This is a genomic window from Pseudomonas sp. LBUM1676, from assembly GCF_059695605.1.
Window position 1 is genome coordinate 14,374 of sequence record NZ_CP166777.1, and the last position, 21,710, is coordinate 36,083.

Consider the following 21,710-nt stretch of genomic DNA (forward strand, 5'->3'; position numbering starts at 1 on the left):
CGGGAGTATACCCGATTCGGTCCTGCGCACGCCCCCTGGAGCCTTATGCCACGCTGCTTTTGGTGTTCCGAAGATCCGCTGTACATGGCTTATCACGATCAGGAGTGGGGTACGCCGCTACGCGATGCGCAGGGATTGTTCGAGTTGCTTTTGCTCGAAGGGTTCCAGGCCGGCCTGTCCTGGATCACCGTACTGCGTAAACGCGAGCGTTACCGCGAGGTGCTGTTCGGCTTCGATGTCCAGCGTGTGGCGCAAATGAGCGATGCGGAAATCGATGAATTGATGCTCGATCCGGGGATCATCCGCAATCGCCTCAAACTCAACGCTGCCCGGCGCAATGCCCAGGCCTGGCTGGCGCTGGAGGATCCGGTGGCTTTTCTCTGGTCCTTCGTCGGCGGCAAGCCTGTGATCAATCATTTCAAGGATCGCACCGAAGTGCCGGCGGTCACGCCGGTCGCGGTGGAGATGAGCAAAGGCCTGAAAAAAGCCGGCTTCACCTTCGTCGGTCCGACCATCTGCTACGCGTTGATGCAGGCTTCGGGGATGGTCATGGACCACACCCGCGATTGCGATCGCTACGCGGCTTTGGCGAACGGCGGTTAGAATAGCCGCCTCGCGCACAGCACAAGCTCAGGAGTGACCTGTGGAAAAGTTTAAAGGCGCCATGCTGGTAGGCGCTCTGCGGTTGTTTGCCTTGCTCCCGTGGCGGGCAGTGCAGGCCGTCGGCTCGGCCATTGGCTGGGTCATGTGGAAAACCCCCAACCGTTCCCGCGACGTAGTGCGGATCAATCTGTCCAAATGCTTTCCCGACATGGACCCGGCTGAACGGGAGCGCCTGGTCGGCCAGAGCCTGAGGGATATCGGCAAGTCCCTGACCGAAAGCGCCTGCGCCTGGATCTGGCCGGCTCAACGCTCGATCGATCTGGTGCGTGAAGTCGAAGGTCTCGACGTATTGAAGGACGCCCTTGCCTCCGGCAAAGGGGTGGTCGGTATCACCAGCCACCTGGGCAACTGGGAAGTGTTGAACCACTTTTATTGCAACCAGTGCAAACCGATCATTTTCTATCGTCCGCCCAAGCTGAAGGCGGTGGATGATTTGCTGCGCAAGCAGCGGGTACAACTGGGCAATCGTGTCGCTGCTTCCACCAAGGAAGGCATACTCAGCGTCATCAAGGAAGTGCGTAAAGGGGGGGCGGTAGGCATTCCCGCCGACCCGGAACCGGCAGAATCCGCCGGGATCTTCGTGCCATTTTTCGCCACCCAGGCACTGACCAGCAAATTCGTACCGAACATGCTCGCGGGCGGCAAGGCGGTCGGCGTGTTCCTGCATGCCCTGCGGTTGCCGGACGGTTCGGGTTACAAAGTGATCCTCGAAGCGGCGCCCGACGCCATGTACAGCACCGATACCGAGACATCCTGCGCGGCCATGAGTCAGGTGGTCGAGCGTTATGTCAGGGCGTACCCGAGCCAGTACATGTGGAGCATGAAACGCTTCAAGAAGCGTCCACCGGGTGAAGAGCGTTGGTATTGAATTGATTGGCAAGATCTGTGGGTAACTTGGCGCCCAAAGTTATCCACAGTCATTTCTGGAATGGTTCATTGAGCCTGACGTTCGAGCTTTTTTAGAAACACCGTCATTTCCTTCTCTGCCTGCTTGTCGCCATGGGCGCGGGCAGCTTCCAGGCCCTGTTCCCAGGCCTGGCGCGCGGCTGGATAATCCGCCAACGCCAGATGGGCCTTGCCCAACAGTTTCCAGGCTGCCGAATACTTGGGATCGAACTCGACGCAGCGCTGGAAATGCTCGGCGGCCTTGGCGTTCTCCCCAAGATCCAGGTACCCCTTGCCCAGGCCGAAGCGCAGCAATGAGTTATCCACGCCCTTGGCGAGCATTTTTTCCAGGGATTCGAGCATCGGTGGATTCCTTGGTGAGGTGTGTCAGAGGTTGATCTGTTTTAGTGAGATCGTCATCGCGAGCAAGCTCGCTCCCACAGTAGATCTTTAGTGAACACAAAATGTGTGTACGGCCGAGAACCACTGTGGGAGCGAGCTTGCTCGCGATGACGCCAGATCGACCACCGCTGTTTCTGGATCAGAAGAAGCTGAGCCCCACATGAAACAGCTTCTCCACATCCCGAATATGCTTTTTATCCACAAGGAACAGAATCACGTGATCACCCGCCGCGATCACGGTGTCATCGTGGGCGATGATCACCTCTTCATCGCGAATGATCGCACCAATGGTGGTGCCTGGCGGCAGGCCGATGTTCTCGATGGATTTGCCGATGACCTTGCTCGATTTCGCATCGCCGTGGGCGATGGCCTCGATGGCCTCCGCCGCGCCGCGCCGCAATGAGTGCACGCTGACGATATCGCCACGCCGCACGTGGGCCAGCAACGTACCAATGGTCGCCAGTTGCGGGCTGATGGCGATGTCGATGTCACCGCCCTGGATCAGATCGACATAGGCCGGGTTGTTGATGATCGTCATCACCTTCTTTGCGCCCAGGCGTTTGGCCAGCAACGACGACATGATGTTGGCCTCGTCGTCATTGGTCAGGGCGAGGAAAAGATCGGCGTCGGCGATGTTCTCTTCCATCAGCAAATCCCGATCCGAAGCGCTGCCCTGCAGGACCACGGTGCTGTCGAGGGTGTCCGAAAGATGGCGGCATCGGGTCGGGCTCATCTCGATGATCTTCACCTGGTAGCGGCTTTCAATGGCCTCGGCCAGGCGTTCACCGATCTGTCCGCCGCCAGCGATGACAATGCGCTTGTAGCTTTCATCGAGGCGGCGCATTTCGCTCATCACCGCACGAATATTCGCCTTGGCCGCGATGAAAAAGACTTCGTCGTCCGCCTCGATCACCGTATCGCCCTGGGGCAGGATCGGTCGGTCACGGCGGAAAATGGCCGCCACGCGTGTTTCCACATTCGGCATGTGCTCGCGCAATTGCCGCAGTTGTTGACCCACCAGTGGTCCACCGTAATAAGCCTTCACGGCCACTAGCTGGGCTTTGCCCTCGGCGAAGTCGATGACCTGCAACGCGCCCGGATGCTGGATCAGGCGCTTGATGTAGTTGGTAACGACTTGCTCCGGACTGATCAGCACGTCGACCGGAATCGCTTCGTTATCGAACAGTTCGGCGCGGGTCAGGTACGCGGCTTCACGGACCCGGGCGATCTTGGTTGGCGTGTGGAACAAGGTGTGAGCGACCTGACAGGCCACCATGTTGGTTTCATCACTGTTGGTCACTGCAACCAACATGTCGGCGTCGTCGGCGCCGGCCTGACGCAATACGGTTGGCAGCGAACCGCGACCCTGCACGGTGCGGATGTCCAGACGATCGCCGAGATCACGCAGGCGTTCGCCATCGGTGTCGACCACGGTGATGTCGTTGGCTTCGCTGGCCAGGTGTTCCGCCAGCGAACCGCCGACCTGCCCTGCGCCGAGGATGATGATTTTCATCCAGTCACTCCCTTAAAACCGGTTAACCGCGCGCGGCGGCGATCTTGATCAGCTTGGCGTAGTAGAACCCGTCGTGCCCGCCTTCCCGGGCCAGCAACTGGCGACCGTGAGGCTGCTTGATGCCGGCCTGGCTGGCGATGTCGAGTTCGCGAGCACCCGGCGTACGAGCGAGGAAGGCCTCGATCACTTCGGTGTTCTCGGTCGGCAGCGTGGAGCAGGTGGCGTAAAGCAGAATGCCGCCCACTTCCAGCGTTATCCACATGGCATCCAGCAATTCACCCTGGAGCACCGCCAGTGCAGCGATGTCGTCGGGTTGGCGGGTCAGCTTGATGTCTGGATGACGACGGATCACACCAGTGGCCGAGCACGGCGCGTCCAGCAGGATGCGCTGGAACGGTTTGCCATCCCACCAGGTTGCGGTGTCGCGCCCGTCGGCAGCAATCAGTTCCGCGTTCAGGCCCAGGCGTGCAAGGTTCTCACGCACCCGCACCAGGCGCTTGGCTTCCAGATCCACGCCCACTACGCCGGCCAGTTCTGGTTCGGCTTCAAGAATGTGGCAGGTCTTGCCACCGGGTGCGCAGCAAGCGTCCAGCACCCGTTGCCCCGGTGCCAGATCCAGCAGATCGGCGGCCAGCTGCGCGGCCTCGTCCTGCACGCTGATCCAGCCTTCGGCGAAGCCCGGCAGACTGCGCACGTCGGCGGCGGTGTCGAGGATGATGCCATCCTGGCTGAAAACGCAGGGAGTGGCGGCGATGCCGGCTTCGCTCAGCAGCCCAAGGTAGGCGTCGCGTGTGTGATGGCGACGGTTGACCCGCAGAATCATTGGCGGATGGGCATTGTTCGCCGCGCAAATGGCTTCCCATTGCTCAGGCCAGAACGCCTTCAGGGATTTTTGCAGCCAGCGTGGGTGAGCGGTGCGCACCACCGGGTCGTGTTCCAACTCGGCCAGCAGCGCTTCACTTTCACGCTGGGCACGACGCAATACGGCGTTGAGCAACGCCTTGGCCCAGGGCTTTTTCAGCTTGTCGGCGCATCCGACGGTTTCGCCGATGGCAGCGTGAGCCGGGACACGGGTGTAGAGCAACTGATAGAGGCCGACCAGCAACAGTGCCTCGACATCGGCATCCGCTGCCTTGAACGGTTTCTGCAACAATTTCGCTGCCAGCGCCGACAAACGCGGCTGCCAGCGTGCGGTGCCGAACGCCAGGTCCTGGGTGAAGCCGCGATCGCGGTCTTCAACCTTGTCCATTTGCGTCGGCAGGGAACTGTTGAGTGAGGCTTTTCCGTTAAGAACAGCGGCAAGTGCCTTGGCGGCGGCCAGACGTGGATTCATTGAGCGTCCGCCACTTGACCAAGGACGGTGCCGACGGCGAATTTCTCACGACGGCTGTTGAACAAATCGCTGAAGTTGAGCGCTTTGCCGCCGGGCAATTGCAGGCGGGCCAGACACAGCGCGTGTTCACCACAGGCGACGATCAAGCCGTCTTTGCTTGCACTGAGGATTTCTCCGGGGGCGCCCTGCCCTTCGGCGAGGCTCGCGGCCAGCACTTTCAGCGCGTCGCCGTTCAGCGTGCTGTGGCAGATCGGCCATGGATTGAAGGCACGAACCAGGCGCTCCAGCTCGACCGCCGGACGGCTCCAGTCAATGCGCGCTTCATCTTTGTTCAATTTGTGCGCGTAAGTGGCGAGGCTGTCGTCCTGCACTTCGCCTTCCAGCGTGCCCGCCGCGAGGCCGGCAATCGCCTGGATAACCGCCGGTGGCCCCATCTCGGCCAAGCGGTCATGGAGGCTGCCGCCGGTATCTTCACCGGTGATCGGCGTGATGACCTTGAGCAGCATCGGTCCGGTGTCGAGGCCGGCTTCCATGCGCATCACGGTCACGCCGCTTTCGCTGTCTCCTGCTTCCACAGCACGCTGGATCGGTGCTGCACCACGCCAGCGCGGCAACAGCGAGGCATGGCTGTTGATGCAACCCAGACGCGGGATATCCAGCACCGCTTGCGGCAGGATCAGGCCGTAGGCGACCACCACCAGCAAGTCCGGCTTCAACGCAGCCAGCTCAGCCTGGGCGTCCTCGTTGCGCAGGGTTGGCGGTTGCAGCACCGGGATGTCGTGTTCCAGAGCCAGCTGTTTGACCGGGCTTGGCATCAACTTTTGCCCACGGCCCGCCGGACGGTCCGGTTGGGTGTAGACCGCGACGATCTCGTAAGGGCTGTCGAGCAGGGCCTTGAGGTGTTCGGCGGCGAATTCCGGGGTGCCTGCAAAGACAATGCGCAGTGGCTCAGTCATGGGAGCGATCTCTGAAAAGAAAAAGGCTTGCCGCAGCAAGCCTTTGGAAGAAGGGCATCAAGCGTTCTGGCGATGGAGCTTTTCCAGTTTCTTCTTGATTCGGTCGCGTTTGAGATTGGACAGGTAGTCGACGAACAATTTGCCGTTGAGGTGGTCGCATTCATGCTGGATGCACACGGCGAGCAGGCCTTCGGCGATCAGTTCGTAAGGCTGTCCGTCGCGGTCCAAGGCCTTTATCTTGACCTTTTGCGGGCGATCGACGTTTTCGTAGAAGCCCGGCACCGAGAGACAGCCTTCCTGATACTGCTCCATCTCGTCGGTCAGGGTTTCGAACTCGGGGTTGATGAACACCCGCGGTTCGCTGCGGTCTTCGGAGAGGTCCATGACCACGATACGTTTGTGCACGTTGACCTGGGTCGCGGCGAGGCCGATGCCTGGCGCTTCATACATTGTTTCAAACATATCGTCGACCAACTGACGCACTTCGTCGTCCACTACGGCCACAGGTTTGGCGATAGTGCGCAGGCGCGAATCGGGGAATTCGAGGATGTCTAAAATGGCCATAAGCTCAATTGCTGCACGTGTGAGGTAAAGTCGGGTCGATGGCCTGGCGTGTCCGAAGATGCCGGCTACCGTTGTAAAACGTAGCTCCCTGCTTTTCAAGTGTAAGCGGGGAGCGAGCCACGAGGGCTCTGGCGTTCTACGCGAATGCACATAATAAAGGGATTCACCGCATGAGGAAATCACTACTCGCCTTGCTCCTTCTGGCCTCGGCCGGTTTTGCGCACGGGCAAGTGCAACTCAGGGAAGGTTTTCCACAGCAATACACGGTCGTGACGGGGGACACACTCTGGGACATATCGGGAAAATACCTGCGTGAGCCGTGGAAGTGGCCCGAGCTCTGGCAGGCCAATCCGCAGATCGAGAACCCCAACCTCATCTACCCCGGCGACACGCTGTCGCTGGTCTACGTCAACGGTCAGCCGCGCCTGACCCTCAATCGCGGAGCTTCCCGGGGCACCATCAAGCTCTCGCCACGGATCCGCAGCAGCCCGGTGGCCGACGCCATCCCGAGCATTCCACTGCAAGCGATCAACAGCTTTCTGCTGAGCAACCGCATCGTCGACAAGGTAGAGGACTTCGACACGGCGCCGTACATCGTCGCGGGGGATGCCGAGCGTGTGCTCAGTGGCACCGGTGATCACATCTTTGCCCGCGGCCAATTCGACCCGACACAGCCGGTCTATGGCATCTTCCGTCAGGGCAAGGTCTACACCGACCCTGACAGCAAGGAGTTCCTGGGGATTAATGCCGACGATATAGGTGGTGGCGAGATTGTGGCCAGCGAAGGCGACGTCGCCACCCTGGCGCTGCAACGCACTACTCAGGAAGTACGCCTCGGCGATCGCTTGTTCAGCAGTGAAGAGCGATCGATCAACTCGAACTTCATGCCCAGTTCGCCAAAAACCGAGATCGACGGCTTGATCATTGATGTGCCGCGCGGCGTTACCCAGATTGGCGCGCTGGATGTGGTGACGCTGAACAAGGGGCAACGTGATGGCCTCGCCGAAGGCAATGTGCTGGTGGTGATGAAAACCGGCGAAACCGTGCGTGACCGGATCACCGGCCAACCGCTGAAGATTCCGGATGAGCGTGCCGGTTTGCTGATGGTGTTCCGCACTTATGACAAGCTCAGCTACGGTCTGGTGCTCAACGCTTCACGCTCGCTGGCGGTGATGGACAAGGTGCGAAATCCGTAAGCAGGCTCCACAAGTTACCAACAGAGTTATCCACAGCTTATTCCCGTTTGAACGGGGCTCATAACGATCAAGGATGATCCATGTCGCTGCCTGATGTTGCACCGGTTTCCCCCGCGGAACTGGAAGCTCGTTTACGTCTGCACCGTTTGCCCGAACTCGGCCCTGCGCGCTTCAAGAAATTGCTCGAGGCCTTCGGTTCGGCGTCTAAAGCCATCAGCGCGCCAGCCAGTGCCTGGCGTGCGCTGGGCTTACCGCTGGCTTGCTCGCAAGCGAGGCGCTCCAGTGAAGTTCGTGATGGGGCGAGCCACGCATTGGCGTGGCTAGAGCACCCGGGCCAGCATTTACTGATGTGGGACCAACCTGACTACCCGGCGTTACTCGCTGAAATCAGCGATGCGCCACCGCTGTTATTCGTGGCGGGCGATCCGGGCATTCTGGAAAAACCACAGCTGGCGATGGTCGGCAGCCGTCGTGCTTCCCGGCCCGGGATGGACACCGCCGCGGCGTTTTCCCGTAGTCTGGCGAGCGCCGGTTTTGTCATTACCAGCGGTCTGGCCCTCGGAATTGATGCCGCTGCACACCAGGCCGCGCTGGACGTGGGCGGGCGAACGGTCGGGGTACTTGGCACGGGACTTGAAAAGTTTTATCCACAGCGCAATCGACGCCTGGCCGAGGCCATGATTGCGTCAGGTAGCGCGGTGCTTTCGGAGTTCCCGCTGGACGCCGGCCCTAACGCCAGCAACTTCCCGCGACGCAACCGGATCATCAGCGGTTTATCCCTCGGTGTACTGGTGGTCGAGGCCAGTGTCGCCAGTGGTTCGTTGATCACCGCGAGGCTGGCGGCGGAACAAGGTCGCGAGGTTTATGCGATTCCAGGGTCGATCCACCACCCTGGGGCAAAAGGTTGTCATCAGTTGATCCGCGACGGAGCGGTGCTGGTCGAAACCATTGAACATATCCTCGAAGCCTTGCGCGGCTGGCAACGACTGCCGTTATCCACCGAGACGCCCTCCACTATGGCGACTCATCCGTTGCTCATGCTGCTTCATGCGGCGCCCCATACCAGTGAAGCGTTGTCCATCACCAGCGGCTGGGCCTTGCCCAAAGTGCTGGCAGCACTGACGGAACTGGAAATGGAGGGCCATGCGGTTTGCGAAAGCGGGCGCTGGTTTGCGCGGGTGAGCTAGGTTTTATAAGGAAGAACGGTAAACTGCGCAGAGCCTTATTCCGGAGAGTTTTTCATGGTCAACAGTTGGCGTGTGCAACAAGCCGCACGAGCCATTCGCGCAGGCGCGGTCATTGCCTACCCAACCGAAGCGGTCTGGGGCCTGGGTTGCGATCCTTGGGACGAAGAAGCGGTGGATCGTCTGCTGATGATCAAGGGGCGGTCGGTGGAAAAGGGCCTGATTCTGGTCGCCGATAATATCCGCCAGTTCGATTTCCTCTTCGAAGACTTTCCCGAGTTGTGGATGGATCGCATGGCCAGTACCTGGCCGGGGCCGAACACCTGGCTGGTGCCGCACCAGAATCTATTGCCGCAGTGGATCACCGGCGTGCACGAGACCGTGGCGTTGCGGGTCAGCGATCATCCGCAGGTGCGGGATTTGTGTGCGTTGGTGGGGCCGCTGGTGTCTACCTCGGCTAATCCTCAAGGGCGGCCTGCAGCGCGGACGCGGATTCGCGTGGAGCAGTATTTCCGTGAGCAGTTGGATTTGGTGTTGGGCGGGAACCTGGGTGGGCGCAAGAACCCGAGCGTGATCCGAGACCTGGCGACTGGAAACGTAATTCGTCCGGATTGAGATCGCGGCGCGGCCATTCGCGAGCAGGCTCGCTCCCACATAGGTTATGTATTGATCACAAATACCCTGTGGGAGCGAGCCTGCTCGCGAAGAGGTCTTTTCAAACACCAAAAAATATTAAGGCAACAAAACAGTCGAGCCGGTAGTACGCCGCGCCGACAACTCGGCCTGCGCCTTCGCCGCCTCCGCCAATGGATACTTCTGGCTGATGTCCACCTTCAGCTTGCCGCTGATGATCATCTCGAACAGCTCATCGGCCATACGCTGCAGATTTTCTGCATTGTTGGCATAAGTCGCCAGGGTCGGCCGGGTCACGTACAGCGAACCCTTCGCCGAGAGAATCCCCAGGTTCACCCCGTCTACCGCGCCCGACGCATTACCGAAGCTCACTACCAGGCCTCGAGGCGCCACGCTATCGAGCGAAGTCAGCCAGGTGTCCTTGCCGACGCCGTCGTACACCACCGGGACTTTTTTGCCGTCAGTCAATTCCAGTACACGCTGTGCGACATTTTCACGGCTGTAATCGATGGTGGCCCAAGCGCCGTTCGCCTTGGCCAATGCCGCTTTCTGCGGTGAACTGACCGTGCCGATCAACTTCACGCCCAGGGCTTTGGCCCATTGGCAGGCCAGGGAGCCGACGCCACCTGCGGCAGCGTGAAACAGGATGGTTTCGCCCCCTTTGAGTTCATAGGTCTGACGCAGCAGGTACTGTACGGTCAGGCCCTTGAGCATCACCCCTGCGGCTTGTTCAAAGCTTATCGCGTCCGGCAGATGCACCAGATTGTCTTGCGGCAATACATGGACGTCACTGTAGGCACCCAACGGGCCGCTACCGTAAGCCACGCGATCACCGACTTTGAACCGGGTGACTTCGCTGCCGACTGCCTCGACCACCCCTGCCCCTTCCGAACCCACGCCTGATGGCAGGGCCGGCGGCGGGTAAAGACCGCTGCGGTAGTAGGTGTCGATGAAGTTCAGGCCGATGGCCTTGTTGGCCACGCGGACCTGCTGCGGGCCGGGCTCGGCGGGTTGGTAATCGACATACTCGAGTACTTCGGGACCGCCATGGGCGCGGAACTGGATACGTTTTGCCATCAGAACTCTCCTTGGGTCTTGGCTTCTAGTTGTAGCGCCAAGCTCCCTATCGAACTCCCAAGCTTGATCTTCGTCAACTGCGAAGGGTGCACCTGCGATGTTATGCTACGCGCCCATTTGCGCCGGCCCCCGCTCCGATGGAGCGCCGCGTAGCTTTGCCCGATTCAAGGTGATGACATGACGACCCGCACCGAGGCCGTAAAAGCCTACCTGCTCGACCTGCAAGACCGCATTTGCGCTGCTTTGGAAGCCGAGGACGGCGGTGCGCATTTCGTCGAAGACGCCTGGGCCCGGCCTGCCGGCGGCGGCGGTCGCACCCGAGTGATCGAAAACGGCACGGTGATCGAAAAAGGCGGGGTCAACTTTTCCCACGTCTTCGGTAGTGGTCTCCCACCGTCCGCCAGCGCCCATCGCCCCGAGCTGGCCGGCCGTGGCTTCGAAGCCCTGGGCGTGTCGCTGGTGATTCACCCGCACAACCCGCATGTGCCGACTTCCCACGCCAACGTGCGCTTTTTCATCGCTGAAAAAGAAGGTGAAGAGCCGGTCTGGTGGTTCGGTGGCGGCTTCGACCTGACCCCTTATTACGGCAACATCGATGATTGCGTGCACTGGCACCGCGTCGCCGAGCAGGCTTGCGCGCCGTTCGGTCCGGACGTCTATTCGCGCTACAAGGCTTGGTGTGACAGCTACTTCCACATCAAGCATCGTCACGAGCCAAGGGGTATCGGTGGTCTGTTTTTCGATGATCTGAACGAGTGGGACTTCGATACCAGCTTCGCCTTCATACGTGCCATTGGCGATGCCTTCATCGACGCTTACCTGCCGATCGTGCAGCGCCGCAAAAATGATGCGTACACCGCCAAACAGCGTGAGTTCCAGGAGTTCCGGCGTGGCCGTTACGTTGAATTCAACCTGGTCTACGACCGCGGTACGCTATTCGGCCTGCAATCGGGCGGGCGCACCGAGTCGATCCTGATGTCACTGCCACCGCAAGTTCGCTGGTCTTATGACTGGAAAGCCGAGCCGGGCAGCGAAGAAGCGCGCCTGACCGAATACTTCCTGCAAGACCGCGATTGGTTGGCCGAGGCCTGAACGAGGAATGCTGATGGATCGTTATGTCGTATTTGGTAACCCGATCGGCCACAGCAAGTCGCCGTTGATCCACCGTCTGTTTGCCGAGCAAACCGCGCAAAAGCTCGACTACAGCACCTTGCTGGCACCACTGGATGACTTTTGCGGCTGCGCGCGGGCATTTTTTCGCGAAGGTCGCGGGGCGAATGTAACGGTGCCGTTCAAGGAAGACGCCTATCGCCTGGCGAACAGTCTGACGGAGCGAGCGCAACGGGCTGGTGCGGTGAACACCCTGAGCAAACTCGCCGATGGCAGCCTGCTGGGTGACAACACCGATGGCGCAGGACTGGTGCGGGACCTGACGGTCAATGCCGGTTTCAGCCTTAAGGGCAAACGCATCCTGCTGCTGGGTGCCGGTGGTGCCGTTCGCGGCGCGCTGGAGCCGTTGCTGGCCGAGCACCCCGCCTCGGTGATCATCGCCAACCGCACGGTGGAAAAAGCCGAGTTGCTGGCGGAGCTGTTCGCGGACCTGGGGCCGGTGTCGGCCAGCGGTTTCGATTGGCTGCAGGAACCGGTGGACCTGATCATCAACGCGACGTCCGCGAGTCTGACCGGCGATGTACCGCCGATTGCCAGCAGCTTGATCGAGCCGGGCCAGACGGTCTGCTACGACATGATGTACGGCAAGGAGCCGACCTCGTTCTGCCGCTGGGCCGGCGAACATGGCGCGGCGGTATCGATGGATGGCCTGGGGATGCTCGCCGAGCAGGCGGCGGAAGCATTCTTCCTGTGGCGCGGCGTGCGGCCCGATACCGCGCCGGTACTGGCAGAACTCCGCCGACAACTCGCGCTGTAATTACCTGTAGGAGCGAGGCTTGCCCGCGAATGGGACGCCGCGATGGATCAGGTATACCGCGTTATCGTTCTTCGCGGGCAAGCCTCGCTCCTACAGGGGCGGGGCGGTGTTTCAGTCTTCAAACCGGATCGGGCATTTCTCCGCCCCTTCCAGCTTTCTCAGCTCCTCCACCACCGGAGATCTGGCCCCGCGCAACGTCAGGCTGCGATCCTGTTGCAGCAGCCGCCGCGCTTCCTGGTGCAGCATTTCCACACCTGAATAGTCGATGAAGTTGATCTGCTGCGCCTCGATCACCACGCGTACGCCGTGCATCCGTTGCAGGCGCACTTGCAGGTAGTGGCTGGCGCCGAAAAAGATCGACCCGCCCACTCGCAGGATGTCTTCATCACCGTCGCGCCAATGCTGCACCCGCGGTTGCGAAGTGCGCTTGAGGTAGAAGAACAGCGAAGCCAATACCCCGGCATAGATCGCCGTCTGCAACTCCAGCAGCAGTGTGGCGATACAGGTCAGCGCCATGACCAGAAACTCGGCGCGGCTGACTCGCAACAACGCACGAATGCCGCGATGGTCCACCAGTCCCCAAGCGATCAATAGAATACTGCCAGCCATGGCCGGGATGGGTATGTGCGCAATCAGGCTCGCGCCGAAGATGGCAAACAGCGCCACCCACAACGCCGAGAAAACCCCTGCTAGCGGCGAGCAGGCGCCGGCTTCGTAGCTCAGGCCCGAACGGGTGAAGGAACCGGCTGACAGCGAGCCGGAAAAGAATGCGCCCACCATGTTCGATAATCCCTGGGCGCGGACTTCCTGATTGGCGTCGAGCAGCTGCTGCGAGCGAGCCGACAAGGAGCGGGCAATCGACAGGCTCGTCACCAGCCCGAGCATCCCGACTGCCACCGCGCTGGGCAGCAGGCGCAGGATCAGGTCCAGATCCAGCGGCAACGGGCTGAAAGGCGGCAGCCGCCCGACAAACGCGCTGACCAGCTTCACGTGACCGAACATCGCCGGCCAGAGCCAGACCAGCAGCCCACTCAATATCAGGGTGATCAATAAGGTTGGCCAGCGTCGCAGCAGCAGTTTCAGGATCACGCCCACCCCTACCGTCGCCAACCCCAGCACCAGCGAGGGTTTATCCACGTCGCCCAGGTGTTTGAACACCATCAGGAAGCTGTCCAGCGCCGTGGCCTGGTTGGGCAGTTCCAGCCCGAGCAGGTTCGGCATTTGACCGATGGCAATCACCACCGCCGCGCCAAGGGTGAAGCCCAGCACTACCGAGTGTGAAACGAAATTCACCAAGGCACCGAAGCGCAGCAAACCCAACAACCACTGGAAAATACCGGCGAGCAGCGTCAGTAACAGGATCAGGGTGATGTAGTCCTCTGTCGCGGGGACGGCCAGCGGGCTGACGCTGGCGTACAGGACAATGGAAATGGCCGCCGTCGGACCACAAATCAGATGCCACGACGAACCCCAAAGACAAGCGATCAGCACCGGGATGATCGCGGCGTACAGGCCATATTCCGGTGGGAGACCGGCAATCAGGGCGTAGGCGATGGATTGCGGCAAGGCCAGGATGGCACCGCTGAGGCCGACGATCAGGTCCCGGCCGACGCTGGCGCGGGTTTGCCGCGGCAGCCAATTCAAGAAGGGGAAGAGTGTATGGCGGCTGGGGAAGGCCATGGATCCTCTCGGGTGGGGGTTTGTGTAAGGGTATCAGGACGATGCGATTATTGTGGCGAGGGAGCTTGCTACCGCTGGGCTGCGAAGCAGCCCCAAAACCAGCCATCGCGTTCTTTTCAGGCAGACCGCATTCGCCGGGTTTGCGACTGCTTCGCAGCCGAGCGGTAGCAAGCTCCCTCGCCACAGATAACTCTTACAACTTGGCTTTAACCGCCGGCAAGGCATCCTTCCCATCCACGGTCTTCACCCCGTCCAGCCATTTATCCAGCACCGCCGGATTGGCCTTGATCCAGGCCTTGGCCGCCTCGGCATTGCTGATTTTCTTGTTCGCCACCTCGGCCATGATGCTGTTCTCCATTTCCTGGGTGAAACTCAGGTTGGTGAGCAGTTTGCCAACGTTCGGACAGGCCTGTGCGTAACCTTTGCGGGTCAGGGTATGGACGCTGCCGGTGTCGCCGAAATACTTCTCGCCGCCCTTCAGGTAATGCATTTTCATCTGCACGTTCATCGGGTGCGGGGTCCAGCCGAGGAAGGTCACGAACTTCTGTTTTTTCACGGCTCGGGACACTTCGGCCAGCATCGCCTGTTCGCTGGACTCGACCAGTTTCCATTGGCCCATGTCAAAGTCGTTCTTCTTGATCATTTCCTGCAAGGAGATGTTGGCCGGAGCGCCGGAGCCGATGCCATAGATCTTTTTGTCGAACTTGTCGGCGTGCTTGTTCAGGTCGGCAAAGTCACGCACGCCCGCGTCCCAGACATAATCCGGAACGGCGAGTGTGAATTCGGTGCCTTCAAGGTTTTTCGCCAGTTGAGTAACATCGCCGGTAGCGACGAACTTGTCGTAGAAACCTTGCTGCGCCGGCATCCAGTTACCCAGGAACACATCCACCTGGCCATCCTTGAGCCCGCCAAAGGTGATCGGCACCGCCAGGGTGTCGACTTTGGCCTTGTAGCCCATGCCGTCCAGCAGAAAACCGGTGATGGCGTTGGTCGCGGCAATGTCGCTCCAGCCAGGGTCGGCCATCTTCACGGTGCTGCAGCTTTGCTCGGCATACGCCGAAGCACTGCCCAGAGCCAGTAGCCCGACCGTCAGTACTGTGGATAACTTATGCATGGACTTCCCCTTAACATTATTGGTTTTGGCAGGGTTGTGGATAACGTGCTTTGCGCTCCAGATCATCAAGGTCGATATGGTTGCGCATGTATTGCTGACTGGCGTCCACTAGCGGCTGGTGATCCCAGCTCTTCAGCTTGCCGATGGTCAGCGCTTCGGCGACAAAGCGCCGGCGACGCTGGCTCGCGAGCACCTGTTGGTGGATCGCCGGGATATTCCATTTGGCCCGCGCTTCGGCGAGAAACTCCTCGAACAAGGGCAAATGTTGCGGCGACTGACTGAGTTCTTCCTGTTCACGCGGGTCGTTGTGTACATCGAAGAGTAGGCAAGGGTCGTCTTCGCTGTAGATGAATTTGTAGGCGCCGCGGCGAATCATCATCAATGGGCTGATGGTGCCCTCAGCCATGTATTCGCCAAAGACTTCATCGTGACCGCCCTGCCCTTGCAGGTGCGAGACCAGCGAGCGACCGTCGAGTGGCAAACCTGGCTCCAGGGAGCCGCCGGCCAGTTCGACGAAGGTCGGCAACAGATCGGCGGTGGATACCGCAGCGCTGACCCGGCCTGCGCCGAATTGTCCAGGTGCACTGATCAATAGCGGGACTCGCGCAGCCATCTCGAACCAGTGCATTTTGTACCAGAGCCCTCGTTCCCCGAGCATGTCACCGTGGTCACCGGAGAACACGATGATGGTGTCATCGATAAGACCGGTATCTTCGAGAGTTTGCAGAAGTTTGCCGACGTTGCTGTCGATATAGCTGCAAGCTCCGAAATAAGCGCGTCGCGCGTCGCGGATTTTATCCACAGGCAGCGGTTTGTCCCACAGGTCATAAACCTTGAGCAGGCGTTGGGAGTGCGGGTCAAGATCGGTCTGCGCCGGGGTTTCAGGCAGCGGGATGTCGGCGTCGTCGTACAGGTCCCAGAACGCCTTGGGGATGGTGTACGGATCGTGGGGATGAGTCATGGAAACGGTGAGGCAAAATGGTTGGTCGCCATCCTCACGGATGTGGTCGAACAGGTACTGCTGGGCCTTGAACACGACCTCTTCGTCAAAATCCAGTTGATTGGTGCGCACACACGGCCCGGCCTGCAGTACCGAAGACATATTGTGGAACCAGGTCGGACGCACGTCCGGTTCGTCCCAGTTCACCGACCATCCATAGTCGGCCGGGTAGATGTCGCTGGTCAGGCGTTCTTCATAGCCGTGCAACTGATCGGGGCCGCAAAAGTGCATCTTGCCGGACAAGGCGGTGCGGTAACCGAGGCGACGCAAGTAGTGGGCATAAGTCGGTACATCGGCGGGAAAATCGGCCGCATTGTCATAGGCACCGATCTTGCTCGGCAACTGACCACTGACCAGGGTAAATCGCGATGGCGCGCATAGCGGACTGTTGCAATAAGCGGCGTCGAACACCACGCCTTCTGCAGCGAGGCGGCTCAGGTTGGGCAATTTGATGGGCGAAGGACCGTAAAACGGCAACATTGGCGCGGCCATCTGATCGGCCATGATGAAAAGAATATTCTTGCGCTTCATGTGATCGCGGCATTCCATAGTGAATATTTATGCGAGAGTGCTGCGATCGAGCATGGAGCCCATGCAGTTTGTGGTAAAGCCCATGCGCGGCAATGACTAGGATAAGCACAGCTTATGTATGACGCCCTTGGTGATTTGTCTCTGGACTTGCTGCGTGCCTTCGAGGCCGCAGCCCGACAGCGCAGCTTTACTGCTGCAGCGGTGGAGCTCGGCACAACGCAACCCGCCATCAGCCAACAGATCAAAAGGCTGGAAGAACAGCTCGGGGCTCGGCTATTCGACCGCATCTATCGCGGCATCGAATTGACCGAGGCCGGGACGATACTTTTCGAACAAGTTCAGCTTGGTTTGCAGAATATCGACGCAGGATTGTGTGCAATCAGTGCACAGCATCAACATGAGGTATTGCAGGTAGCCACTGATTTTGCTTTCGCCGCGTATTGGCTGATGCCGCGATTGCATCGATTTCATGCCGCCAACCCTCAGGTAGATGTCAGCCTGGTCACCAGCGAACGCAGCCTCAACATGCTGCGCTCCGATATCGATGTCGCGATCTTGTTCGGTGACGGTCGATTCAAGCAGGGCGAGAGTCATTGGCTGTTCAGCGAAGAAGTGTTTCCGGTGTGCAGTCCGCTGCTATTAAAGGACCGGTCCCTGCCCTTGCCGGCTCAGGCTTTGCTTGACCTCCCTTTACTGCACCTTCGTGGAGAAAACAGCAGCAACTGGTTCGACTGGAGTGGCGTTTTTCGCGAACTGGGCATTTCGTCGGCGCCAGCGCCAGGGCAATTGCGCTTCGACAATTACACCTTGCTGATTCAAGCGGCAATCGGTGGCCAGGGCGTGGCCATAGGATGGCGGCACCTTGTGGATAACCTGCTGGCGCAAGGGCTGTTGTGTCGGCCGATCGAGCAAACGGTGATTTCCAGGCAGGGTTATTACGTGGTGCTGCCGCAGCGCAAACGCCGAGGGCCGTTGATTCAACAATTCGTGGACTGGTTGATGGCCGAGCAGGCCAGCAGTTCGCAAACGCTTAACGGCCTGCCTCTACCTTCGATTGCCGTGTGAATCTTTCAAGGTTCTGAAGCCGCAATGAAATTCACATGCTCACCAACATGCAAATTCAGGTGCAGCTCATCGGCAATTCCTACCGCGACTCGGTTCAATCGTCCCAGCGGTTCGGCCAGACCCGGCTCCAGGCTGCTGCTGACATGGCTGAAATGTTCAATCGTCAGCCCTGGCACCCCGCGTGGCGCATTCACCAGCGTCCAGTGCAAGGAACTGCTTTGCAGAGCCTCGCGGATTTCTTCGGCGGCGTGGTGTACCAATTGATCCTCTATCTCCGGATCATCCAGCACCTCGAAATCGCCTACCAGAAAAAGCCGGGCAATACCTGCAGCCTGCATGCCTTCAATCAGCGCATCCACCGCCAGCACTTGTTCGACCGGTCCCGGTACGATGGTTTTTTCCACATGCTCGCTGCTGAACGGCAAGCCGGGAGCATCCAACAGGCAAATGACCGCCGAGCTGCCGGCTACGCTTTGCTTCACCCGCTGCGCGTCGAACAGATCGCCGGTCTTGGTCCGCAAGCCCGGGCGTGGCGCAAGTGCGGTCAGGTCATCGAGAATAGCGATCACTTCATGTTGGCGCCGTAGCATTTCAGCCATCAGCGCACTGCCCAGGCTACTCATGGCACCATAAAGCACCACTTTCACTACGGGGGTTTCGGCATTTTTCATGGCTGCTATTCCTTGTTCGCGACTTATATGGCGTGTGACCTGTGGCAAACGGTGAGGGTTCGACCGGTTTTAGAGGGATTACTGGACCTGTCTATTTTTTGATCAGAGTGTTTCTTCCGGCTCAGAGGGCAAGTGCTCATCCAGGTGCAGCCATGGCAAACGGCTATCGGTCCAGATGTGGCGCTCGGCCGGGGCCCGTTCGGGGTGATCGAGCGTGGCGATGGTCACGTCGATGCTGTCCGGACTAAGGCGAGTCACCAGCGCCAGCTGCGCCCCACAGGTGCGGCAGAAGTAGCGTGCGCAGGTCGCAGAAGAGTCGTATCGCGCCGGCTCCCCGGCCAGCCATTGAAAAGCCGTCGCAGGCACGGTGATCCAGGTGGTCACAATTCCCCCGCTGACCCGCCGACAGATCGAACAATGACAGTGGGCGATGTCATGCAGCGGTCCGATGAACTGATAGCGCAATTGGCCGCAATGGCAGCCGCCAGTTTGAAGTTCGCTCATGATCTTCCCTCCTCATGCAAATTTACCGACGCCTTCGCGAGCAGGCTCGCTCCCACAGTGGGTCATGAGTGGCCACCGACCTGTGGGAGCGAGCCGGCTCCGGGCGGCGATCCGACGAAAGCCTCAACCCGGTTTCCCTCTCTGCCCCGGTCCGACGACCGGTAGCACACACCGTCAATGCTTTCATCCGCGAAAGCTGGGTGAAAGCTTGCGCGATTAGGATCGCCCCACTACCGGCAACAGACCGGTTGGCCAATGCCAGTGTTTTTATCGCTCGCACAGCCCATTTAACAACAACAATGGTGATCCTGATGTCTTCTGCTACCCGCCGCTTCGCCGCCACTCCGCCCGTACGCCTCGTGCTTCCTGTTCTGCGCTGACCCCATCCGGTTCGCCCATTCCCTAGCCGCGCTATGCCTGGAGTATTCCCATGCTGACTTTCCTTGGCTTCGCCATGGTCATCACGTTCATGTTCCTGATCATGACCAAGCGCCTGTCCGCGCTGATCGCTCTGATCATCATCCCGATTGTGTTTGCGTTGTTCGGTGGTTTCGCGCCGAAGATCGGCCCGATGATGCTCGAAGGCATCACCAAGCTTGCGCCGACCGGCGTGATGCTGATGTTCGCCATTCTCTACTTTGCCCTGATGATCGACTCCGGCCTGTTCGACCCGGCCGTGCGCAAGATCCTCAAGCTGGTCAAGGGCGATCCGCTGAAAGTGTCGGTCGGCACGGCCGTGCTGGCGCTCGTGGTTTCCCTCGATGGTGACGGCGCCACCACTTACATGATCTGCGTGGCCGCCATGCTGCCGCTCTACAGCCGGATCGGCATGAGCCCGCGGATCATGGCCGGCCTGATCATCCTCGCCGGCGGCGTGATGAACATGACCCCATGGGGCGGTCCGACCGCTCGTGCGGCGAGTGCGCTGCACGTTGATCCGTCCGACATCTTTGTGCCGATGGTGCCGGCGATGTTGGCCGGTGTAGTGGCGATCCTGGCGATTGCCTACTTCTACGGTAAACGTGAACGTGCCCGTCTGGGTGAATTGCACCTGGTGGGCGATGAAATCGACCACAGCGAAATCAGCGTTTCCCAGTTCCCGGATGCCCGTCGGCCGAAGCTGATCTGGTTTAATGGCGCGCTGACGCTGGCCCTGATGTGCACCCTGGTTGCCGGCCTGTTGCCGCTGCCCGTGTTGTTCATGGTGGCCTTCAGTATCGCGATGATCGTCAACTACCCGTGCCTGCAACAGCAGAAGGACCGCATCTCGGCCCACGCCGGTAGCGTGCTGGCGGTGGTCGGGCTGATCTTTGCCGCGGGCATCTTCACCGGTATCCTGTCGGGCACCGGCATGGTCGACGCGATGTCGAAGAGCCTGTTGGGGGTTATCCCGGATTTCCTCGGCCCGTACCTGGCCGTAATCACCGCGTTGGTGAGCATGCCGTTCACGTTCTTCATGTCCAACGACGCATTTTATTACGGCGTGTTACCAGTGCTTGCCGAAGCCGCCAGTCATTACGGTATAACCGCGGTGGAAATGGCACGTGCCTCGATCGTCGGTCAGCCCGTCCACTTGTTGAGCCCGCTGGTTCCGTCGACTTACCTGTTGGTGGCCCTGGCCGGTATCGATTTCGGTGATCACCAGCGGTTCACCTTGAAGTGGGCAGTGCTGGTTTGCCTGTGCATACTGGTCGCTGCATTGCTGATGGGGATTTTTCCGCTGTTCAGCACTCTATAAGCCCAAGACTCACCATGACGGGTCCGGCTTCGCGGTTTGAAGTCCGGGCCCGGCCTGGTTTAACAATTGCTCAAAGGAATACACATGGAATGGCTGACCAACCCTGAAATCTGGGTTGCCTTCTTTACCCTGACCGCCCTGGAAATCGTCCTGGGTATCGATAACATCATCATGATTTCGATCCTGGTCAGCCGCATGCCCAAACACATGCAGCAGCGCACCCGGATCTTCGGCCTGGCCCTGGCCATGGTCACGCGGATCCTGTTGCTGCTGTCGATCACCTGGGTCATGCGCCTCACCGCCGACCTGTTCGAAGTGTTCGGCCAGGGGATTTCCGGGCGTGACATGATCCTGTTCTTCGGTGGCCTGTTCCTGTTGTGGAAGAGCTCCCAGGAGATGTACCACGCGCTGGAAGGCGAGGACGAAAGCAGCGACGAGCCTTCGGGCAAGGGCGGCAACTTCATCTACACCATTATCCAGATCGCGATCATCGACATCGTGTTCTCGCTGGACTCCGTGATCACCGCGGTGGGCATGGTTTCCCACGTGCCGGTCATGGTTGCAGCGATCATCGTTGCGGTGCTGGTGATGATGGTTGCCTCGCGCACCATCAGCGAGTTCATCGACAAGCACCCTTCACTGAAAATGCTGGCGCTGTCGTTCCTGTTGCTGGTCGGTACCGTGTTGATTGCCGAGTCTCTGGATGTGCACCTGCCAAAAGGCTACGTCTACTTCGCCATGGCGTTCTCGCTGGGTGTGGAAACAATCAACATCAAGCTGCGCACCGCGATGGCGAAAAAGCGCAAACAGCAGGATCCAGTGAAACTGCGCAAGGATGTTCCGGGCCAGTAACTCACCGGAACTCCTGTGATGAGGGAGCAAGCTGCCTCAACACAAGAAACAAAGGGCCTTCGGGCCCTTTGTTCGTTTCTGCATCAAGCTGTTTTTTATGACACTTTTGTTTCAATCAGTTCTTTAGCTATGCGATGCTGGCGCCCAGACCGTTAGCCAACTACAGCTTAAGTACAGAACGTAGAAAAACGCGCGGCACCGTCAACTTTGCCCCTTTGGGGC

General features: G+C 59.8%; 21 protein-coding genes. 10 read left to right on the forward strand and 11 right to left on the reverse strand.

What is annotated here, in order from left to right:
• Positions 1–45 precede the first annotated feature (45 nt).
• Entirely contained in the window at positions 46–603 is a 558-nt protein-coding gene (gene tag, locus ACA041_RS00060; protein ID WP_497439337.1) for a DNA-3-methyladenine glycosylase I, read from the forward strand.
• A 40-nt stretch (positions 604–643) separates the two neighbouring features.
• Positions 644–1,531, forward strand: a complete 888-nt coding sequence (locus ACA041_RS00065) for a lysophospholipid acyltransferase (protein WP_497439338.1) — start codon at positions 644–646, stop codon at positions 1,529–1,531.
• Between the two features lie 65 nt (positions 1,532–1,596).
• Here the strand turns inward: ACA041_RS00065 and ACA041_RS00070 are convergent, their stop codons facing one another.
• The 5 genes from ACA041_RS00070 to def form a co-directional block, all read right to left on the reverse strand.
• On the reverse strand, positions 1,597–1,911 hold the full coding sequence (locus tag ACA041_RS00070) for a tetratricopeptide repeat protein (RefSeq protein ID WP_497439339.1): 315 nt from the start codon (positions 1,909–1,911) through the stop codon (positions 1,597–1,599).
• A 178-nt stretch (positions 1,912–2,089) separates the two neighbouring features.
• Positions 2,090–3,463 (reverse strand): Trk system potassium transporter TrkA, encoded by a 1,374-nt coding sequence (gene trkA / locus ACA041_RS00075; RefSeq protein ID WP_497439340.1) that lies wholly within the window; start codon positions 3,461–3,463, stop codon positions 2,090–2,092.
• A gap of 22 nt (positions 3,464–3,485) precedes the next feature.
• Positions 3,486–4,796 (reverse strand): 16S rRNA (cytosine(967)-C(5))-methyltransferase RsmB, encoded by a 1,311-nt coding sequence (rsmB, locus tag ACA041_RS00080; RefSeq protein ID WP_497439341.1) that lies wholly within the window; start codon positions 4,794–4,796, stop codon positions 3,486–3,488.
• A complete protein-coding gene (gene fmt / locus ACA041_RS00085; RefSeq protein ID WP_497439342.1) occupies positions 4,793–5,752 on the reverse strand; it encodes a methionyl-tRNA formyltransferase in 960 nt (319 codons plus the stop codon). Before fmt ends, rsmB begins: the two co-directional genes overlap by 4 nt.
• A gap of 57 nt (positions 5,753–5,809) precedes the next feature.
• Positions 5,810–6,316 (reverse strand): peptide deformylase, encoded by a 507-nt coding sequence (def, locus tag ACA041_RS00090; protein ID WP_046056612.1) that lies wholly within the window; start codon positions 6,314–6,316, stop codon positions 5,810–5,812.
• Between the two features lie 170 nt (positions 6,317–6,486).
• Between def and ACA041_RS00095 the strand changes: the two genes are divergently transcribed.
• The 3 genes from ACA041_RS00095 to tsaC all read left to right on the forward strand — a co-directional run bounded on the left by ACA041_RS00095 (position 6,487) and on the right by tsaC (position 9,311).
• Positions 6,487–7,512 (forward strand): LysM peptidoglycan-binding domain-containing protein, encoded by a 1,026-nt coding sequence (locus tag ACA041_RS00095; RefSeq protein ID WP_497439343.1) that lies wholly within the window; start codon positions 6,487–6,489, stop codon positions 7,510–7,512.
• A gap of 80 nt (positions 7,513–7,592) precedes the next feature.
• Positions 7,593–8,699 (forward strand): DNA-processing protein DprA, encoded by a 1,107-nt coding sequence (gene dprA, locus ACA041_RS00100; protein ID WP_497439344.1) that lies wholly within the window; start codon positions 7,593–7,595, stop codon positions 8,697–8,699.
• 54 nt (positions 8,700–8,753) lie between these two features.
• Complete coding sequence (gene tsaC, locus ACA041_RS00105; protein WP_497439345.1) at positions 8,754–9,311, forward strand: L-threonylcarbamoyladenylate synthase type 1 TsaC; 558 nt, start codon at positions 8,754–8,756, stop codon at positions 9,309–9,311.
• A 117-nt stretch (positions 9,312–9,428) separates the two neighbouring features.
• On the opposite strand, the gene ACA041_RS00110 is transcribed toward tsaC, so the two are convergent.
• Positions 9,429–10,406 carry an NADPH:quinone reductase gene (locus tag ACA041_RS00110; protein ID WP_497439346.1) on the reverse strand — a complete coding sequence of 326 codons (978 nt, stop codon included), beginning with the start codon at positions 10,404–10,406 and terminating at the stop codon, positions 9,429–9,431.
• Positions 10,407–10,583: 177 nt separating this feature from the next.
• Here ACA041_RS00110 and hemF point away from each other — a divergent pair, with 177 nt between their 5' ends.
• Together hemF and aroE are read left to right on the forward strand one after the other, a co-directional pair.
• Entirely contained in the window at positions 10,584–11,498 is a 915-nt protein-coding gene (hemF, locus tag ACA041_RS00115) for an oxygen-dependent coproporphyrinogen oxidase (protein ID WP_497439347.1), read from the forward strand.
• 13 nt (positions 11,499–11,511) lie between these two features.
• Positions 11,512–12,333: a shikimate dehydrogenase gene (gene aroE / locus ACA041_RS00120; protein ID WP_497439348.1), complete on the forward strand. Its 822-nt coding sequence runs from the start codon at positions 11,512–11,514 to the stop codon at positions 12,331–12,333.
• A 111-nt stretch (positions 12,334–12,444) separates the two neighbouring features.
• On the opposite strand, the gene ACA041_RS00125 is transcribed toward aroE, so the two are convergent.
• The 3 genes from ACA041_RS00125 to betC all read right to left on the reverse strand — a co-directional run bounded on the left by ACA041_RS00125 (position 12,445) and on the right by betC (position 16,658).
• Positions 12,445–14,013: a SulP family inorganic anion transporter gene (locus tag ACA041_RS00125; RefSeq protein WP_497439349.1), complete on the reverse strand. Its 1,569-nt coding sequence runs from the start codon at positions 14,011–14,013 to the stop codon at positions 12,445–12,447.
• Between the two features lie 193 nt (positions 14,014–14,206).
• The gene (locus ACA041_RS00130) at positions 14,207–15,127 is read right to left on the reverse strand and encodes a choline ABC transporter substrate-binding protein (RefSeq protein ID WP_497439350.1); all 921 of its coding nucleotides are present in this window, start codon (positions 15,125–15,127) and stop codon (positions 14,207–14,209) included.
• A 16-nt stretch (positions 15,128–15,143) separates the two neighbouring features.
• On the reverse strand, positions 15,144–16,658 hold the full coding sequence (betC, locus tag ACA041_RS00135; RefSeq protein WP_497439351.1) for a choline-sulfatase: 1,515 nt from the start codon (positions 16,656–16,658) through the stop codon (positions 15,144–15,146).
• 114 nt (positions 16,659–16,772) lie between these two features.
• Between betC and ACA041_RS00140 the strand changes: the two genes are divergently transcribed.
• Positions 16,773–17,723: a choline sulfate utilization transcriptional regulator gene (locus tag ACA041_RS00140; protein ID WP_497439352.1), complete on the forward strand. Its 951-nt coding sequence runs from the start codon at positions 16,773–16,775 to the stop codon at positions 17,721–17,723.
• Positions 17,724–17,728: 5 nt separating this feature from the next.
• On the opposite strand, the gene ACA041_RS00145 is transcribed toward ACA041_RS00140, so the two are convergent.
• A complete protein-coding gene (locus ACA041_RS00145; RefSeq protein WP_497439353.1) occupies positions 17,729–18,394 on the reverse strand; it encodes an NAD(P)-dependent oxidoreductase in 666 nt (221 codons plus the stop codon).
• Between the two features lie 102 nt (positions 18,395–18,496).
• Positions 18,497–18,898 (reverse strand): GFA family protein, encoded by a 402-nt coding sequence (locus tag ACA041_RS00150; protein WP_497439354.1) that lies wholly within the window; start codon positions 18,896–18,898, stop codon positions 18,497–18,499.
• 430 nt (positions 18,899–19,328) lie between these two features.
• On the opposite strand from ACA041_RS00150, the gene ACA041_RS00155 reads away from it, so the two are divergent.
• Both ACA041_RS00155 and ACA041_RS00160 read left to right on the forward strand, forming a co-directional pair.
• On the forward strand, positions 19,329–20,636 hold the full coding sequence (locus tag ACA041_RS00155; RefSeq protein WP_497439355.1) for a CitMHS family transporter: 1,308 nt from the start codon (positions 19,329–19,331) through the stop codon (positions 20,634–20,636).
• An 84-nt stretch (positions 20,637–20,720) separates the two neighbouring features.
• Positions 20,721–21,488, forward strand: coding sequence for a TerC family protein (locus ACA041_RS00160; protein ID WP_497439356.1), 768 nt, complete (start codon positions 20,721–20,723; stop codon positions 21,486–21,488).
• Positions 21,489–21,710 lie beyond the last annotated feature (222 nt).

What these genes read in the sequence shown, in the direction of transcription:
- tag (WP_497439337.1), top strand. Translation starts at nt 46, where the DNA reads ATGCCACGCTGCTTTTGGTGTTCCGAAGATCCGCTGTACATGGCTTAT.
- ACA041_RS00070 (WP_497439339.1), bottom strand. Translation starts at nt 1,911, where the DNA reads ATGCTCGAATCCCTGGAAAAAATGCTCGCCAAGGGCGTGGATAACTCA.
- trkA (WP_497439340.1), bottom strand. Translation starts at nt 3,463, where the DNA reads ATGAAAATCATCATCCTCGGCGCAGGGCAGGTCGGCGGTTCGCTGGCG.
- rsmB (WP_497439341.1), bottom strand. Translation starts at nt 4,796, where the DNA reads ATGAATCCACGTCTGGCCGCCGCCAAGGCACTTGCCGCTGTTCTTAAC.
- fmt (WP_497439342.1), bottom strand. Translation starts at nt 5,752, where the DNA reads ATGACTGAGCCACTGCGCATTGTCTTTGCAGGCACCCCGGAATTCGCC.
- def (WP_046056612.1), bottom strand. Translation starts at nt 6,316, where the DNA reads ATGGCCATTTTAGACATCCTCGAATTCCCCGATTCGCGCCTGCGCACT.
- ACA041_RS00095 (WP_497439343.1), top strand. Translation starts at nt 6,487, where the DNA reads ATGAGGAAATCACTACTCGCCTTGCTCCTTCTGGCCTCGGCCGGTTTT.
- dprA (WP_497439344.1), top strand. Translation starts at nt 7,593, where the DNA reads ATGTCGCTGCCTGATGTTGCACCGGTTTCCCCCGCGGAACTGGAAGCT.
- tsaC (WP_497439345.1), top strand. Translation starts at nt 8,754, where the DNA reads ATGGTCAACAGTTGGCGTGTGCAACAAGCCGCACGAGCCATTCGCGCA.
- ACA041_RS00110 (WP_497439346.1), bottom strand. Translation starts at nt 10,406, where the DNA reads ATGGCAAAACGTATCCAGTTCCGCGCCCATGGCGGTCCCGAAGTACTC.
- hemF (WP_497439347.1), top strand. Translation starts at nt 10,584, where the DNA reads ATGACGACCCGCACCGAGGCCGTAAAAGCCTACCTGCTCGACCTGCAA.
- aroE (WP_497439348.1), top strand. Translation starts at nt 11,512, where the DNA reads ATGGATCGTTATGTCGTATTTGGTAACCCGATCGGCCACAGCAAGTCG.
- ACA041_RS00125 (WP_497439349.1), bottom strand. Translation starts at nt 14,013, where the DNA reads ATGGCCTTCCCCAGCCGCCATACACTCTTCCCCTTCTTGAATTGGCTG.
- ACA041_RS00130 (WP_497439350.1), bottom strand. Translation starts at nt 15,127, where the DNA reads ATGCATAAGTTATCCACAGTACTGACGGTCGGGCTACTGGCTCTGGGC.
- betC (WP_497439351.1), bottom strand. Translation starts at nt 16,658, where the DNA reads ATGAAGCGCAAGAATATTCTTTTCATCATGGCCGATCAGATGGCCGCG.
- ACA041_RS00140 (WP_497439352.1), top strand. Translation starts at nt 16,773, where the DNA reads ATGTATGACGCCCTTGGTGATTTGTCTCTGGACTTGCTGCGTGCCTTC.
- ACA041_RS00145 (WP_497439353.1), bottom strand. Translation starts at nt 18,394, where the DNA reads ATGAAAAATGCCGAAACCCCCGTAGTGAAAGTGGTGCTTTATGGTGCC.
- ACA041_RS00150 (WP_497439354.1), bottom strand. Translation starts at nt 18,898, where the DNA reads ATGAGCGAACTTCAAACTGGCGGCTGCCATTGCGGCCAATTGCGCTAT.
- ACA041_RS00155 (WP_497439355.1), top strand. Translation starts at nt 19,329, where the DNA reads ATGCTGACTTTCCTTGGCTTCGCCATGGTCATCACGTTCATGTTCCTG.
- ACA041_RS00160 (WP_497439356.1), top strand. Translation starts at nt 20,721, where the DNA reads ATGGAATGGCTGACCAACCCTGAAATCTGGGTTGCCTTCTTTACCCTG.